This is a genomic window from Bacillus sp. FAU18 (assembly GCF_056033885.1).
Window position 1 is genome coordinate 1,683,084 of record NZ_JBVYHZ010000003.1, and the last position, 15,521, is coordinate 1,698,604.

17 protein-coding genes are annotated in these 15,521 nt (G+C 43.7%); 6 read left to right on the plus strand and 11 right to left on the minus strand.

All coding sequences use genetic code 11. The annotated features are described in order from the left end of the window. The first annotated feature begins 91 nt into the window (after nt 1-91). Nucleotides 92-1,561 carry a glucose-6-phosphate dehydrogenase gene (gene zwf, locus AC0OMU_RS08935; protein WP_047182847.1) on the plus strand — a complete coding sequence of 490 codons (1,470 nt, stop codon included), beginning with the start codon at nt 92-94 and terminating at the stop codon, nt 1,559-1,561. 121 nt (nt 1,562-1,682) lie between these two features. Here zwf and gndA read toward each other — a convergent pair whose 3' ends face one another. Next, complete coding sequence (gene gndA / locus AC0OMU_RS08940; protein WP_003230365.1) at nt 1,683-3,092, minus strand: NADP-dependent phosphogluconate dehydrogenase; 1,410 nt, start codon at nt 3,090-3,092, stop codon at nt 1,683-1,685. A gap of 109 nt (nt 3,093-3,201) precedes the next feature. Continuing rightward, entirely contained in the window at nt 3,202-4,446 is a 1,245-nt protein-coding gene (locus tag AC0OMU_RS08945) for a DNA polymerase IV (protein WP_181219719.1), read from the minus strand. Between the two features lie 72 nt (nt 4,447-4,518). Between AC0OMU_RS08945 and mifM the strand changes: the two genes are divergently transcribed. The 3 genes from mifM to AC0OMU_RS08960 all read left to right on the plus strand — a co-directional run bounded on the left by mifM (nt 4,519) and on the right by AC0OMU_RS08960 (nt 6,573). Next, the gene (gene mifM, locus AC0OMU_RS08950) at nt 4,519-4,806 is read left to right on the plus strand and encodes a membrane protein insertion/folding monitor MifM (RefSeq protein WP_082022602.1); all 288 of its coding nucleotides are present in this window, start codon (nt 4,519-4,521) and stop codon (nt 4,804-4,806) included. Between the two features lie 30 nt (nt 4,807-4,836). Continuing rightward, nucleotides 4,837-5,664, plus strand: a complete 828-nt coding sequence (locus tag AC0OMU_RS08955) for a membrane protein insertase YidC (RefSeq protein WP_181219721.1) — start codon at nt 4,837-4,839, stop codon at nt 5,662-5,664. Nucleotides 5,665-5,844: 180 nt separating this feature from the next. Continuing rightward, a complete protein-coding gene (locus AC0OMU_RS08960; protein WP_474241095.1) occupies nt 5,845-6,573 on the plus strand; it encodes a YqjF family protein in 729 nt (242 codons plus the stop codon). A 40-nt stretch (nt 6,574-6,613) separates the two neighbouring features. On the opposite strand, the gene AC0OMU_RS08965 is transcribed toward AC0OMU_RS08960, so the two are convergent. From AC0OMU_RS08965 to mce, 3 genes are read right to left on the minus strand one after another with little or no spacing between them, the layout of a single operon-like run. Then, entirely contained in the window at nt 6,614-7,729 is a 1,116-nt protein-coding gene (locus AC0OMU_RS08965) for a tripeptidase T (protein WP_044445375.1), read from the minus strand. 17 nt (nt 7,730-7,746) lie between these two features. Beyond that, a complete protein-coding gene (locus AC0OMU_RS08970) occupies nt 7,747-9,270 on the minus strand; it encodes an acyl-CoA carboxylase subunit beta (protein ID WP_080030739.1) in 1,524 nt (507 codons plus the stop codon). After that, a complete protein-coding gene (gene mce / locus AC0OMU_RS08975) occupies nt 9,263-9,685 on the minus strand; it encodes a methylmalonyl-CoA epimerase (RefSeq protein ID WP_047182849.1) in 423 nt (140 codons plus the stop codon). Before mce ends, AC0OMU_RS08970 begins: the two co-directional genes overlap by 8 nt. Nucleotides 9,686-9,774: 89 nt before the next feature. Between mce and prli42 the strand changes: the two genes are divergently transcribed. Further along, a complete protein-coding gene (gene prli42 / locus AC0OMU_RS08980) occupies nt 9,775-9,867 on the plus strand; it encodes a stressosome-associated protein Prli42 (RefSeq protein WP_003226489.1) in 93 nt (30 codons plus the stop codon). Nucleotides 9,868-9,886: 19 nt separating this feature from the next. Here prli42 and AC0OMU_RS08985 read toward each other — a convergent pair whose 3' ends face one another. From AC0OMU_RS08985 to brxB, 6 genes are all read right to left on the minus strand, one after another. After that, entirely contained in the window at nt 9,887-10,417 is a 531-nt protein-coding gene (locus AC0OMU_RS08985) for a L,D-transpeptidase (protein ID WP_047182850.1), read from the minus strand. A 51-nt stretch (nt 10,418-10,468) separates the two neighbouring features. Continuing rightward, entirely contained in the window at nt 10,469-11,437 is a 969-nt protein-coding gene (locus AC0OMU_RS08990; protein ID WP_047182851.1) for an aromatic acid exporter family protein, read from the minus strand. A 70-nt stretch (nt 11,438-11,507) separates the two neighbouring features. Then, on the minus strand, nt 11,508-12,230 hold the full coding sequence (artR, locus tag AC0OMU_RS08995; protein WP_004398740.1) for an arginine ABC transporter ATP-binding protein ArtR: 723 nt from the start codon (nt 12,228-12,230) through the stop codon (nt 11,508-11,510). After that, nucleotides 12,223-12,882, minus strand: a complete 660-nt coding sequence (gene artQ / locus AC0OMU_RS09000) for an arginine ABC transporter permease ArtQ (RefSeq protein ID WP_003230340.1) — start codon at nt 12,880-12,882, stop codon at nt 12,223-12,225. The genes artR and artQ overlap by 8 nt, the downstream gene beginning before the upstream one ends. A gap of 80 nt (nt 12,883-12,962) precedes the next feature. Then, a complete protein-coding gene (artP, locus tag AC0OMU_RS09005; RefSeq protein WP_474241096.1) occupies nt 12,963-13,730 on the minus strand; it encodes an arginine ABC transporter substrate-binding protein ArtP in 768 nt (255 codons plus the stop codon). 267 nt (nt 13,731-13,997) lie between these two features. Beyond that, nucleotides 13,998-14,435, minus strand: a complete 438-nt coding sequence (gene brxB / locus AC0OMU_RS09010; protein WP_474241097.1) for a bacilliredoxin BrxB — start codon at nt 14,433-14,435, stop codon at nt 13,998-14,000. Nucleotides 14,436-14,595: 160 nt separating this feature from the next. On the opposite strand from brxB, the gene AC0OMU_RS09015 reads away from it, so the two are divergent. Continuing rightward, the gene (locus AC0OMU_RS09015; protein WP_474241098.1) at nt 14,596-15,489 is read left to right on the plus strand and encodes a diacylglycerol kinase family lipid kinase; all 894 of its coding nucleotides are present in this window, start codon (nt 14,596-14,598) and stop codon (nt 15,487-15,489) included. Nucleotides 15,490-15,521: the final 32 nt, after the last annotated feature.

Sequence of the window (15,521 nt, forward strand, 5' to 3'; positions counted from 1 at the left end):
AATGTTTGCTTTCGTTGAATTTTAGATTTAAAATGAAGGAAATATACGGGGTGTACTAAAATAAAGCTTCGAATAAAGTGAGGTACTTTTAGTGAAAACAAACCAACAACCAAAAGCAGTAATTGTCATATTCGGTGCAACTGGAGATTTAGCAAAACGAAAATTGTATCCGTCTATTCACCGTTTATATCAAAACGGACAAATCGGAGAAGAGTTTGCAGTGGTAGGAGTTGGAAGAAGACCTTGGTCTAATGAGGATCTTCGCCAAACTGTTAAAACATCCATTTCCTCAGCTGCAGATAAGCATATAGATGATTTCACGTCTCATTTTTACTATCACCCGTTTGACGTGACAAACCCTGGCTCTTATCAAGAGCTTAACGTATTGCTTAACCAGCTGGAAGATACATATCAAATTCCTAACAACAGAATGTTCTACTTGGCAATGGCTCCTGAATTCTTTGGAACGATTGCAAAAACATTAAAATCAGAGGGTGTAACAGCTACAACCGGCTGGTCCCGCCTTGTCATCGAAAAACCGTTCGGCCATGATCTGCCAAGCGCACAGGCATTGAATAAAGAAATCCGCGAAGCATTTACGGAAGATCAAATTTACAGAATCGACCATTATCTAGGCAAACAAATGGTTCAGAACATTGAAGTGATTCGATTTGCCAATGCGATTTTCGAACCGCTTTGGACAAACCGCTACATTTCAAACATTCAAATCACATCTAGCGAATCACTAGGCGTTGAAGACCGCGCAAGATATTACGAAAAATCAGGCGCCCTTCGCGACATGGTGCAAAACCATATTATGCAGATGGTTGCCCTTCTTGCAATGGAGCCGCCGATCAAATTGAACACAGAAGAAATCCGCAGCGAAAAAGTGAAGGTGCTAAGAGCACTGCGTCCTATTGCAAAAGATGAAGTGGATGAATACTTTGTGCGCGGACAATATCAAGCCGGTGAAATTGACGGTGTGCCTGTTCCTTCTTATACAGAAGAAGATAATGTCGCTCCTGACTCCAATACAGAAACCTTTGTTGCCGGCAAGCTCTTGATTGACAACTTCAGATGGGCTGGTGTTCCATTCTATATCCGTACCGGAAAACGAATGAAAGAAAAGTCCACAAAAATTGTCGTTCAATTTAAGGACATTCCGATGAACCTGTACTACGGCAATGAAAACAACATGAATCCGAACTTGCTTGTCATTCATATTCAGCCTGACGAAGGCATTACGCTTTACTTAAATGCTAAAAAGCTTGGCGGAGCAGCACACGCGCAGCCAATCAAACTCGATTATTGCAGCAATTGCAATGACGAGTTGAACACCCCTGAAGCATATGAAAAACTTATTCACGACTGTCTTCTTGGCGATGCAACAAACTTTGCACACTGGGATGAAGTTGCCCTTTCTTGGAGCTTTGTCGACTCCATTTCTGAAACATGGGCAGCAAACAAAACCTTATCTCCTAACTACGAATCAGGCTCAATGGGACCAAAAGAATCAGATGATCTTTTGGCGAAAGACGGCTTGCACTGGTGGAATATATAAGTAAGAAAAAAGCCGAAAATGCTCACAAGCATTTTCGGCTTTTTTCAGCTATCACAGAGGTATAGCACTCTCTTTAATAACAAAACCCCCAAAGCTCTAAAGCTTCGGGGGTTTCTATTGATTACTTCATCCATTCAGTATGGAAGATGCCTTCTTTGTCGGTACGCTCATATGTATGAGCGCCAAAGTAGTCGCGCTGTGCTTGGATTAAGTTTGCAGGCAGTACGGCTGTGCGGTAGCTGTCATAGTAGGCTAATGCGCTTGAGAATGATGGCACCGGCACACCTTGGGCAACTGCAAGTGAAATCACTTGGCGAAGCGCTCCTTGATAGCTTTCTACAATATTCTTGAAATAGCTGTCAAGAAGCAGGTTGTCAAGCTCAGGCTCGCGATCGTAAGCTTCTTTGATCTTCTGAAGAAATGCCGCGCGAATGATGCAGCCACCGCGGAAGATCATAGCGATTTCACCATATTTCAGGTCCCAGTTGTATTCTTCAGAAGCAGCTTTCATTTGGGCAAATCCTTGCGCGTATGAGCAGATTTTACTCATAAACAACGCTTTTCTGACCGCTTCAATCAGCTCTTCTTTATTTTCTGTAACAGGCTTCACTTCTGGTCCTGAAAGAAGTCCGCTTGCTTTCACACGCTCTTCCTTCATAGCTGAGATAAAGCGTGCGAATACAGATTCAGTAATAATCGGAAGCGGAACGCCTAAGTCAAGTGCGCTTTGGCTTGTCCATTTTCCTGTTCCTTTTTGCCCTGCTTTATCAAGAATCACATCAACAAGCGGTTTGCCTGTCTCTTCGTCTTTTTTTGTGAAGATGTCAGCCGTAATCTCAATCAAGTAGCTGTCAAGCTCGCCTTTATTCCATTCAGCGAAAACTTCATGAAGCTCATCAGCAGAAAGGCCCAGCACCTGTTTCAGAATGAAATATGATTCAGAGATCAGCTGCATATCTCCGTATTCAATTCCGTTGTGCACCATTTTTACGTAATGGCCGGCGCCGTCCGGACCGATATATGTCGTACAAGGTTCTCCGTCAACTTTTGCAGAAATGGCTTCAAGAATCGGTTTTACAAGCTCATGTGCTTCTTTTTGTCCACCAGGCATGATAGAAGGTCCTTTAAGCGCTCCTTCTTCTCCGCCGGAAACGCCTGTTCCGATAAAATGAATGCCGCTTTCAGCGAGTTCTTTGTTACGGCGCTGTGTATCTTTATAGTATGTATTACCGCCGTCAATTAAAATATCATCCTTCTCTAGATGAGGAAGAAGAGATTGAATTGTCGCATCTGTTGCAGTTCCCGCTTTAACCATTAATAAGATTTTGCGCGGTGTTTCCAAGGATTGGACAAATTCTTCAATGCTGTATGTGCCAACAACATTTTTTCCTTTTGCCTCCTGTAAAAACTCCTCAGTTTTACTGCTTGATCTGTTGTAAACAGAAACAGAAAATCCCCGGCTTTCGATATTTAAAGCCAGATTTTTACCCATGACCGCAAGTCCGATAACGCCGATTTGTTGTTTTGACATATTCTAACGTCCCTTCTGCAAACGTTTAATCATTTTAAAATTTAAATTAAAATAAAATGATATTTATAATAAAGAAATTACCATACATTCACCCTTTTTTTCAAGCGATTCAGCTTTTCTTTTCATCTTGAAAAAAATCTTTATTAAAGCTTGTTCCCTTTGTTTTGCTCTCCTCTTTTTTTAACGTTGCCCCTTTTCTGATCAGTTTGGTACCGTACTTTTTATTCAGCTTTTCCATCATCTGCTGAATGGGCTCATCCTTCGCATCTTCATTAAAGCTGAACAAATCGAGCTGTTTATATGCCTGCTCTTTTTCTACTAAATCCGTTCCGGTAATGCCAAGCAGCCTGACAGGATTTTTATTCCAATGTTTAAAAAAGAGGTGCTCCGCTTCTTTCAAAATGTCATTTTTTTGATCAATCGGGTTTCTCAACGTGGTGCTTCTTGTGATGGTTTTCCAATCCGCATATCTAATCATAATAAAAAGCTTCGAAGCCATGACTTCCTTACGCTGTAAACGGTCACTCACAGAAGCCGCAAGCTTTCTAAAGACGCCTAACAGCTCTTCTTCATCACTGGAATCATGGGAAAGTGTCGATGAGTTGCCGACGCTTTTAAATTCGTAAATGCGCTCCGGGTCAACCGGCGCATGGTGAATGCCATTTGCTTTATTTTTAAGGCGCGGACCGTTGATGCCAAGCAGGCGCTTCAGCGAGTGTTCATCAGCTGCAGCTAGCTCTCCGATTGTATGGATGCCGAGTCCCTTCAGTTTTTCCGCTGTCTTTTTGCCGACTCCGTGCATCTCTCCAACAGGAAGCGGCCACAGGATATCAGGCACTTGCCTCTTTCTTAAAATCGTGATTCCAAGCGGTTTTTTCATATCAGACGCCATCTTAGCGAGAAATTTATTCGGCGCGATCCCTATGCTTGACGGGAGCAGCAGCTCTTTTTGCAGCCTGCTTTGGATTTCTTTTGCCGTCTCCAGCGCCCGGCTGCTGTATGGTGTATCGGTCATGTCCATATAGCCTTCGTCGATGGAGACAGGCTCCACCAGGTCAGTATATTCACGAAGAATGGTAAACATCGCTCGTGAAGAGTTTCTATAGCGGTCAAAGTTCGGCGGAAGAACGATGAGCTCAGGACAATGGCGCTTCGCTTCCCAAACCGGCATCGTTGTTTTGACGCCGCGCGCTCTTGCTTCGTAGCTGCATGTTACCACGATGCCCTTTCGCTCCTTTACGTTTCCGGCAACTGCGACCGGCTTTCCCCGGAGAGCCGGATCATATGCCATTTCAACCGACGCATAAAAGCTATTCATATCAATATGGAAAATAATTCGGCTCTTTCCCGGCATAAACAAATCTCCTTTTCGTTCATTAGACAACAGCTTGTACATATAGTAAAATGAAGGTATTGAATGGATGTGGTGACAATGTTTGTGGAATCGATAAATGACGTTTTATTCTTAGTCGATTTTTTCACAATTATTCTTCCTGCTCTGACGGCAATCGGGATTGCATTTCTCTTACGGGAGTGCCGTGCGGGCGAGCAATGGAAATCAAAACGAACAGATGAACATCAGACGGTCTTTCACATTAACCGAACAGACTTTCTTATTATTATATATCATCGCATTACAACTTGGATACGTAAAGTCTTCCGAATGAATTCGCCTGTGAACGATGATGAAGACGCCGGTTCTCTTCTTTTATAAACTGCATTTATAAAAAGGAGGAGAACAAAATTGTTAAAAACATATCAAAAATTTTTGGCTATGGGTATCTTTTTGATCGTATTATGCTCGGGTAATGCTGCATTTGCAGCGACTAATCAGGTGGGAGGCCTCAGCAACGTAGGTTTTTTCCACGATTATTTAATCGAACCGTTTTCCGCTCTGCTTAAGGGTGTTGCCGGGCTGTTTCACGGAGAATACGGACTCTCTATTATCCTCGTAACCATTATTGTGCGTATAGTTGTATTGCCTTTGTTTGTCAATCAGTTCAAAAAACAGCGCATCTTCCAAGAGAAAATGGCCGTTATTAAACCTCAGGTTGACAGTATCCAGGTTAAGTTGAAAAAGACGAAGGACCCTGAAAAACAAAAAGAACTGCAAATGGAAATGATGAAGCTGTATCAGGAGCATAATATCAACCCGCTTGCGATGGGCTGTCTTCCAATGCTGATTCAGTCTCCGATTATGATTGGGCTTTATTACGCGATTCGCTCAACACCTGAAATTGCGTCACACTCGTTTCTATGGTTCAGTTTAGGGCAATCTGATATTCTCATGTCCCTTAGTGCAGGGATTATGTATTTTGTTCAAGCCTATATCGCTCAAAAACTGAGCGCGAAATATTCCGCTGTCCCGCAAAACCCTGCGGCGCAGCAATCCGCAAAATTGATGGTGTTCATCTTCCCAGTGATGATGACGATTTTCTCGCTTAATGTCCCGGCAGCCCTTCCGCTGTACTGGTTTACAAGCGGACTGTTTTTGACAGTGCAAAACATCGTCCTTCAGATGACGCATCATAAAAGTAAAAAAACAGCCGCTCTTACTGAGTCGGTGAAATAAAAAAGCAACCCCGCGCGAAAAGCCGGGGTTGTTTTTTGTTACTTGCAAAGCATACCGCGCCAAACAGTCTTGTTTATCATAGCTGAAGCAGAAATGGCCATCCAAAAAATAGCCGTATCGTTTAAAAAGAAGGAAATAGGGAATACCTTTACTCACCTCCAAACGAAAGGAGCATATACGTTGGCGGAACACTTTCAGCAAAAAAACATTTCTGTACCTGAAGGAATCTGGATCATGAGACAAACCTGGAATGATGTCTTATTTGCTCACTGGCCTGTTGATGTTTCTATCCTTCGCGCTTTGGTACCGTCCGCTTTAGAATTAGATACATATAACGGGCAAGCTTGGATCAGCATGCTTCCCTTTATGCTCACGAACCTAAGGGCGCGTTACCTTCCTGCCATTCCCGGTGCGCGTGCATTTCCTGAGCTTAACCTCCGCACCTATGTCACGTATAAAGGCAAGCCTGGCATTTATTTTTTCAGCTTAGATGCCGATCATCGGCTGGCGGTCCTTGGCGCTCGCACATTCTTTCATCTGCCTTATTTTTACGCGGATATGAAAACCGAAAAAAACGGTGATGGCATTGACTATATCAGCAAGCGGAAAGATGACAAAGAAGCAGCATTCCACGCCGCATACCGGCCCATTTCAGCGCCTTTTACAGCGGAAGAGGATTCGCTCGATTATTGGCTGACGGAACGATACAGACTCTACACCACTTATCGCAACAAGCTCTATTACGAAGACATCCATCATCATCCTTGGCTGCTGCAACATGCCGAGGCCGAGTTTTCCGTCAATACGGTGGCTGATGCTCACGGCATTACATTGCCAGAGTCAGACCCCTTGCTTCATTACGCTAAAAAACAGGATGTGTTATTTTGGCCGCTTAGGAAATGGAGCTAAAAAAACCCGATGCGGGAAATCGCACTCGGGTTTTCTTTTTTTATTTTGCCGCCTCTTCAATAATGGCAACAACCATTTCTGCCGTTTTAACGAGCTCTTCGATCGGCATTTTTTCATTTTTTGTATGGATTTGCTCATAACCGACAGCAAGATTGACCGTCGGGATGCCATGGCCAGCGATTACGTTCGCGTCGCTTCCGCCGCCGCTCGTTTGCAGCTCGCTTGGACGTCCGATTTTAGCAGCCGCTTTTTTCGCGATTTCAACAACTTGGTCGCCGTCTTGATATTTAAAGCCCGGATACATAACCTCAATTTCGACTTCTGCGCGTCCGCCCATATCAGCAGCTGCCTCTTCAAAAGCAGCTTTCATTTTTTGAACCTGAGCTTCCATTTTCTCAGGAACTAAAGAGCGCGCTTCAGCAAGAATATGAACTTCGTCGCACACAATGTTTGTCTGTGTGCCGCCTTCAAACCGGCCGATATTAGCTGTTGTTTCTTCATCGATACGTCCCAATGGCATTTTTGAGATGGCTTTGCTAGCGATTGTAATCGCTGAAATACCTTTTTCAGGTTCAACCCCGGCGTGAGCGGTTTTCCCGAAAATTGCCGCTCTTACCTTCGCCTGTGTCGGCGCGGCCACAATGATATTTCCGACTTTTCCGTCTGAATCAAGAGCATAGCCGTAGGATGCAGTGATCATAGAACGGTCAAGCGCCTTCGCTCCGATCAGACCCGATTCTTCGCCTACTGTGATGATGAATTCAATCGTGCCGTGTTCAATGTTTTCTTCTTTCAGCACCTTAATCGCCTCAAACATTGCAGCCAATCCCGCTTTATCATCAGCGCCTAAAATCGTCGTGCCGTCAGTTTTGACGTAACCGTTCTCTACAACTGGTTTTACGCCGTTTCCGGGTACAACTGTGTCCATATGAGATGTAAAATAGATCGTATCTGTTTGTTTTGTCCCTTTTAGCGTGCAAATCAGATTACCGGCTCCGTGGCCCGTGATATCCATTGTATCGTCTTCTTTAACGTCCACACCTAAATCAGAAAATTTTTGTTTCAGCACTTTGCAGATTTCAGCTTCGTGCTTTGTTTCTGAATCAATTTGGACAAGCTCTAAAAATTCTTCCAGCAGGCGTTTTTCATTCACCATTTGTAAGTCCCTCCATATTAAAGCGGTATGTTACCGTGCTTTTTTTTCGGTCTCTCTTCTGTCTTATGTGCAAGCATATGAAAAGCTTGTATCAGTCTTCCCCTTGATTCTTCCGGCAAAATGATGTCATCGACCATTCCACAAGCGGCCGCTTTGTATGGGCCGGCGTTTTGCTTTTTGTATTCAGCTGTTTTTTCGCGTTTCGTCTTTTGCGGGTCAGCTGAAGCTTTGATTTCCTTTTCATACAAAATCGATGCCGCACCTTCTGGACCCATCACTGCGATTTCAGCATTCGGCCATGCAAACACAAGGTCCGCTCCGATCGCTTTGCTGTTCATGGCCACATAGGCGCCGCCGTACGCTTTTCTAATGATGAGTGTGACTTTTGGGACAGTCGCTTCAGCATAAGCAAACAATAATTTTGCTCCATGCCTGATGATTCCATTGTGCTCTTGCTGAATACCCGGCAGAAACCCTGGGACATCTTCGACAGTCAATAGCGGGATATCAAATGCATCACAAAAACGGATGAACCTTGCTGCTTTATCAGCAGCGTCAATCGTCAGGCTTCCCGCCAGATGCTTCGGCTGGCTCGCCACGATGCCGATTGCTTTTTCACCCAGCCTTGCAAACCCAATGACAATGTTCTTCGCAAAAAATGGCTGAATCTCAAAAAAAGACTGCGGGTCGGCCAGCTCCCTAATCACCTTCCGAACATCATAAGGCTTTGTCGTATCAGCAGGGACAAGATGGTTTAATAACGGTCTGGACGCCTCTTTCTCTAGCTTCGGCTCTGTTGTCCGGCCATTCAGCGGCAAATAAGACAGCAGTTTTCTCACCCCTGTCAGAACCTCCTTCTCCGTATGCCCGGAAAAGTGGGCGTTTCCGCTGACGGCATTATGTATCCCCGCTCCGCCTAAGCTCTCCGCATCAACCTGTTCCCCTGTCACTTTTTCAATCACCTTCGGGCCGGTAATAAACATCCGGCCGGTCTGTTCAGCCATAAATATAAAATCTGTGAGTGCCGGAGAATATACAGCGCCTCCAGCGCACGGCCCTAAAATAACCGATATTTGCGGAATGACTCCGGAATATAAGACGTTTCGGTAAAATATGTGACCGTATCCATCTAATGATACCACACCCTCTTGAATTCTCGCACCACCTGAGTCATTCAGCCCGATAATCGGCGCCTTATTTTTTGCTGCCAGATCCATCAAAGCGCAGATTTTCCTGGCATGGGTTTCGCCAAGCGCCCCTCCGAACACTGTGAAGTCTTGTGCAAATACATAAACTGAGCGGCCGTCAATTGTGCCGTACCCTGTCACGACCCCATCCCCTAACATGCGCTGTTCTCTTGTTAGCACTTGACTTTCCATGAAGGGATGTAATTCGATAAAGCTGTCCTGATCTAGAAGAAATATGATCCTTTCCCGAGCAGTGAGCTTGCCCTTTTGCCGCTGCTGAGCCAGCTTTTCCTGTCCTCCGCCTTCTTCTGCCTGCTTGCGTTTCGTGTATAAATGATCCATGTGCTCATTCATGTTCATTGTGTTGGTCTCCTTTCGGTTCACAAAGCTCTACAAGAACACCGTTTGTTTCCCGAGGGGAAATAAACGCGATCTTTTTCCCATTTGCCCCCTGTCTTGGATACCTGTCAATCAATCGAACATGCCGGTCAGACAATGCTTGAAGCTGTTCAGATAGGCCGTTGCACAAAAACGCAATATGATGCAGTCCCTGCCCTTTCTTCTCCAAAAATAAACGGACGGGGCTGTCAGCTGTCAACGGCTCTATCAGCTCAAGTTTGACGCTACCAGCTTGAAAAAAAGCAACATTCACCTTTTGCTCTTTAACCGTTTCTTGATGAAGAAATGCAAGCCCCAATACATTTTCATAAAAGCTTCTAGCATCTTTTATCGAAAAAACGGCTATCCCGATATGGTCAAGCCTGTTCATTTGCATCCCTGCTTTCGCTAATAGATATCGCTTGTCCACCCATTCAAAACACGCTAAAATATAGACAGATTGTTTAAGGAGTGAAAATCATGTCTCAAAAACTGATGAAAAGCGTTTTGATCGTGATTTTGGGAGTTTTTATTCTTTCAACTGTACTCTCAGGAATCGTCATGTTTCTATAACGATAAAAAAGCAGGCGCCTTATTCAATGGGAATATCCTGCTTTTTTATCAGAGCTTTATGCTCGATGGCAATCTCCTCAAAAGAGCGGTTATCGTCCGTAATCAGCACTCTCGTTCCTACTGGTATCGTTTGAAACAAATGAACGACCTCATCGTTATGCATACGTATACAGCCGTTAGACACAAATTTTCCTACTGATTCCTCTCGGTTTGTCCCATGAATTCCATAAATCCGCCCGTCCGTTCCTTTCGCGTCAAATCCGATCCATCTGGCCCCAAGCGGGTTGTCAGGAGATCCCCCTTCAATATTTTTCTTTCTGTAGTAAGGATTTTCAGCTTTTACCGTTACCGAAAACTCTCCTTCAGGCGTCAAATCATCTGTTTTTCCAGTCGCCACACTGTACACGCCTTCTACTTTGTTGTCGAGGATAACAGCAAGTTCATTTGTTTGCTTGTTGACAATAACATATGGATCACCCGGCAGCGGATTTTCGCCGAGCGGCCAAATCGGTGAAATCATCATAAAAATCGAACATAAGAAAAAACGCATAAGCTCCTCCTTTTTCATTAGGTTGACCAATGAAGGAAGAGCTCATGCGAATCATCCGAGTGATTTTTGCGCTTTTATTCCTTTAAAATAACTTTTAATCACTAAATATTGTTCCATTTCGCCGAGAAGATGGAAGAGAGCGGCCCTCGCTTCAAATTCCTCTCTAGTCGCCGGAAGCGGCATCTCCTCAAATTCTTTTCTCATGTCAGCAAGTCTTTTCAGAAATTTGTACGCTGTATTCCCAGGGTGTATCGCCTCCCGCAAATCATGAATAAATTCAGCGATCATTTTTCCCTGATCTACCGTAATGGAGATCGATGTCACTTTAGGGAGAAGGCGTTCGATAATTTCAAATTGCTTTTCTCTCATTTTAAAATAATGATAATGCAGATTTTCATAACGCAAAATGTGGTTTTGCACATCTCGATATGCCAGGTTTTTAGCCTCCGTAATGAGCTGGTGCGTTTCCGGAATTTCTTTTCCTGACCAATCTTGCTCACCAGTTAACAAATACCGTTCGATTTCTGCAAAAATGACAGCAAAGTTATCCTCTATCTTTTTACGGTAGGCAATCAGTTTCCGGTCAAGACTAGGCATATACAAGTTCATCAATAGAGCGACGCCGATGCCAACCGTAATCAGCTGAACTTCATTCCAGATGAAAGCAAGCGTAATGCCGCCGGACATGTATAAATGAAGGATAATAACGGAACTGGTGACGATACCCTCGTTAATTTTTAACAAAACCGTTATCGGAATGAATATCAAAAGAAGCGCTCCGATAACAAACGGGTGGTAGCCAATAATCTCGAAAAAGAGATAAGAAAAAACAATTGCCAGACAGCATGCCGCAAAGCGGGCCCATGAGGCCTGAAGCGACCGTTTTTGTGTGATTTGTATGCACAAAATGGTGATGATTCCTGCTGATGCGAAGTTTTGCAAATGCAATAACTGGCTTATATAAATAGCCAAAGCTGTTCCAAGCGCGGTCTTTATTGTGCGGTAACCAATTTTAAACATGTCGGACTCCATTTCTATTTGTTTCTTCAATAAAAAAGAAGAGGCGGCCAGCCTTCTTCTTTTTTATATTCTATAATATTTTCTCTAAAAAGTCCTGCGCTCTTTTGGATTTTGGCGACATAAAAAATTCCTTCGGGTTGCCGTCTTCGACAATCATTCCTTGGTCCATAAACAGCACACGGTCTGCCACTTCTTTTGCGAAGCCCATTTCATGTGTGACAATCACCATGGTCATGCCGGTTTCGACCAGCTCTTTCATCACCTGTAGCACTTCTTTGACCATCTCCGGATCAAGGGCAGATGTCGGCTCGTCAAACAGCATGATGTCCGGATTCATCGCAAGAGCCCTGGCAATCGCGACACGCTGTTTTTGTCCGCCAGACAAACGGTTTGGATAGTCATTTCGCTTTTCAAACAAACCAACTTTGCGGAGCAGGTCCTCAGCTTTCTCCTGTGCAGCCTGTTTTGATTCTTTTTTTACATTGACAGGCGCGTACATGATGTTTTCGAGAACCGTTTTGTGCGGAAAGAGATGAAAATGCTGAAAAACCATCCCGATGTTTTCCCGGACCTTTAATGTGTTGGTTTTCGGCTTCGTAATCTCTGTGTCTTTTATTGTAATGGTTCCGCCGTTAGGCTTTTCCAACAGGTTTAAACAGCGTAGGAACGTTGATTTGCCTGAGCCTGAAGGACCGATCACGGCCACAACCTCACCCTCAGCGATTGTTGTTGAAATGTTTTTTAATACTTCGTGTTTCCCAAATGATTTTGACAGCTTTTCAACCTTAATCATTGGATTTCAGCTTCCTTTCTACAGCCTTGCCGATAAACGTTAAAATCAGGACAAGCACATAATAAATCAATCCCGCGATAATGAGCGGCTCAAGGTAATTGTAAGTGGCGGCGCCAGCTTGATATGCGCGTCTCATGACATCACCAAGCCCGATGACGGTGACGATCGCCGATTCTTTTGTTAACGTAATTAATTCATTCACAATTGCAGGTGATATATTTTTGAAGGCCTGCGGCAGCAGCAGATCCTTCATCATTTTTCCATACGGGACACCGAGTGCAACAGCAGCTTCTTTTTGCCCTTTATCAATGGCATTGATTCCGGCTCTGATAATTTCCGATACATAAGCGGCGGAATTCAAAGACAATGCGACAACCGCAGCCCAAAACTGGTCAATTTGAAACCCGAGCAGCTGAGGAAGGCCAAAATAGACAATCATAAGCTGCAGCACTAAAGGCGTGCCTCGGAACACTGATGTATAAAAATCAGCGATCCAGATAAACGGGCGGAATGTGCTGATCTTGCATAAGCTTAGCACAATACCGAGTATAAGTCCGATAATAGCAGATACAACAACAATTTTTAATGTAATTGCCAAGCCTTCTAATATAAAAGGAATTTGGGGGATCGTTGCTGAAAAATCCAAATTCATAGCCTTTGTCTCCTTTTCTTACAGGAAAAAAGATTTCCTATTCAATAAAAAGGCTCAACGAAAAAGTTGAGCCGCTTTTTTTACTTCTCGCCAGTGAACCATTTTTTCTTCAATTTCTCAAGCTCTCCGTTATCTTCCATTTTCTTGAGCGCTTTATTGAATTTGTCTGTCAGTTCACTGTCCTTTCTGAAAGCAATTGCTGAACCGGCTTCTTCCGCTTTCGCATCAGGAATCACAAAGCCTTGCAGGTCATCATTTGATCTGAAATACCCTTCTGCAACAATGTCTTCAATAATCGCGGCATCGAAGCGGTCAGATTTGATTTCCTGCACCAAATCAGAAATTCTGTTGCGGTCTTCTGTTTTAAAACCATATTCCGGAGAAAGCTCTTTCCCCTTCTCTTCCTGAATAGAGCCAAGCTGAACGCCAACTGTTTTTCCTTTCAGGTCTTTCAAAGATTGAATGCCGCTGTCTTTTTTGCTGACAATCATATGGTTCGCTGTATAATACACATCTGAAAAATCAACTTGTTTTTTACGCTCAGGCGTTGGTGTCATTCCTGACAGAACAAGATCCACCTGTTTTGATTTAAGCGCTGTAATTAAGCTGTTGAAGTCCATATCCTGCACTTCAATTTCATAGCCTGCCTTCTTCGCCAGAGCTTTTGCCAACTCTACATCAAAGCCGACAATATTATCGCCTTCTTTATATTCAAACGGTTTGTAATCCGCCGAAGTACCCATAATTAATTTTTTCTTGCCGCCTTCTGATCCTGAATTGCTTGAGCCGCAAGCAGATAATGCAAAGGTAATGCAGGCAGCTACAAGTAATAAGAGCCATTTTTTCATGATCCATTTCCCCCATATTCATTACTTTTGGTGTATTTGAATATTTATTCGTTAATTTGTATTTTAAACAGTTTCTTATTTTTATGCAATACTATTTTTAAAAATTATCTTCAAGCTTATCTTTCCAGTGATCTCTTTTTGAAATTACTAGATAAAAATAAAATCACTGTACAATCCGATTGAATAATCCTTTAATATTTATTCATATACCCTTGGAAATTTATGCACAAAAAAACCCGGGCCGCTTGGGCATCCGGGTTGTTCGTCTTATACTTCTTCACAATATTCTTCAAAGGCTTCCTGCAGCTTTGCCACTACGGCCATCGGCTCGTGGCCTTCAATTTCATGGCGCTCTACCATTTTCATGATCTTTCCGTCTTTCAAAATCGCAAAGGACGGAGAAGATGGCGGATAACCTTCAAAATAGTCACGCGCACGCGCTGTCGCTTCTTTATCCTGTCCGGCAAAAACGGTGACGAGCTGATCAGGTCTTTTATCATAGTGAACGGAATGGTAGGCTGCCGGTCTTGCAATTCCTCCGGCGCATCCGCAAACAGAGTTTACCATGACGAGCGTCGTTCCTTTTTTCGTAAGTGCCCCATCCACCTCTTCGGCTGTTTTAAGCTCGGTGTATCCGGCAGCTGTTATTTCTTGTCTCGCTTGGCGGACAATATCATTCATAAATAAATTAAAGTCCATGTTCAATGAAGACCTCTCCTTTTTCATCATCTGTTCTTATGATAGCAAGGAAACGTCCATATCGGCAAATGACTTTGCTTCGCCGTGCACTTTTTTTGCTCTTCGTTTACTGCTTACAGAAAAAGGGGATTATATAACCAGAAGTAAAATAAAGGAGCAGTTGTATATGAGCCACCGGAAAGCGTTACTGATTCATAACGGAAATGCCGGCAACAAAAATATAGAAAAAGCACTTGGTGCTGTGGTGCCGGTTTTATCTCACCATTTAGATGAGGTGATTATTAAACAGACAAAGAAAAAGGATGATGCGTATCATTTTTGCCGATCCATTGATGATACTGTCGACACCGTCTTCATTCTCGGCGGCGACGGCACGATCCATCAATGCATAAATGCTATCAGCGCTCTAGAAAGAAAACCCGCTGTCGGAATTTTGCCCGGCGGCACGTGCAACGACTTTTCAAGAGTGCTTGGCATCCCTCAAAATCTTGCAAAGGCTGCGGAAGCACTTATGTCAGGAAAAAAAAACAGCGTAGACGTATGTCAGATGAATGACCGTTATTTTTTAAATTTCTGGGGGATCGGCTTAATTGCAGAAACGTCGAATCAAATCAACGAAACGGAAAAAGCATTATTGGGAAAAATCAGCTATTTTACAAGTGCATTGCGAACCGTCTCATCCGCTGCATCGTTTCCGATGACATTAAAAATTGATGGAGAAGAAATTAAAGAAGAAGCCGTTATGCTGCTTGTGATGAATGGCCAATACATTGGAACGAATCGAATTCCTCTGCCCGATGCCAGTATTGAAGACGGCTTACTTGATGTTCTCATATGCCGCAACACCAACCTCACCGCGCTGCGGGAGCTGATGAGCATGGAACAGGGCTCAATTGATCGTTTTACCGGAGAGCTGTCCTATGTCCAGGCCTCCCGTATCGAGATTGAAACAGACACTGCCAAAAAGGCGGATATGGATGGAGAAGTTTATACACATACACCCGCAGTCATTCAGGTCCTGCCGCAGCATATCGACATGCTTGTTCCCGCAAATGAATAACTGTCATAAGGCTTTAGAAAGATTTTGCAAAT

Coding starts and splice junctions, on each gene's coding strand:
- gndA (WP_003230365.1), bottom strand. CDS start 3,092: ATGTCAAAACAACAAATCGGCGTTATCGGACTTGCGGTCATGGGTAAA.
- AC0OMU_RS08945 (WP_181219719.1), bottom strand. CDS start 4,446: ATGCCGGGAAAGAGCCGAATTATTTTCCATATTGATATGAATAGCTTT.
- AC0OMU_RS08965 (WP_044445375.1), bottom strand. CDS start 7,729: ATGGTGAATGAAAAACGCCTGCTGGAAGAATTTTTAGAGCTTGTCCAA.
- AC0OMU_RS08970 (WP_080030739.1), bottom strand. CDS start 9,270: ATGAATGAGCACATGGATCATTTATACACGAAACGCAAGCAGGCAGAA.
- mce (WP_047182849.1), bottom strand. CDS start 9,685: ATGAACAGGCTTGACCATATCGGGATAGCCGTTTTTTCGATAAAAGAT.
- prli42 (WP_003226489.1), top strand. CDS start 9,775: ATGTCTCAAAAACTGATGAAAAGCGTTTTGATCGTGATTTTGGGAGTT.
- AC0OMU_RS08985 (WP_047182850.1), bottom strand. CDS start 10,417: ATGCGTTTTTTCTTATGTTCGATTTTTATGATGATTTCACCGATTTGG.
- AC0OMU_RS08990 (WP_047182851.1), bottom strand. CDS start 11,437: ATGTTTAAAATTGGTTACCGCACAATAAAGACCGCGCTTGGAACAGCT.
- artR (WP_004398740.1), bottom strand. CDS start 12,230: ATGATTAAGGTTGAAAAGCTGTCAAAATCATTTGGGAAACACGAAGTA.
- artQ (WP_003230340.1), bottom strand. CDS start 12,882: ATGAATTTGGATTTTTCAGCAACGATCCCCCAAATTCCTTTTATATTA.
- artP (WP_474241096.1), bottom strand. CDS start 13,730: ATGAAAAAATGGCTCTTATTACTTGTAGCTGCCTGCATTACCTTTGCA.
- AC0OMU_RS09015 (WP_474241098.1), top strand. CDS start 14,596: ATGAGCCACCGGAAAGCGTTACTGATTCATAACGGAAATGCCGGCAAC.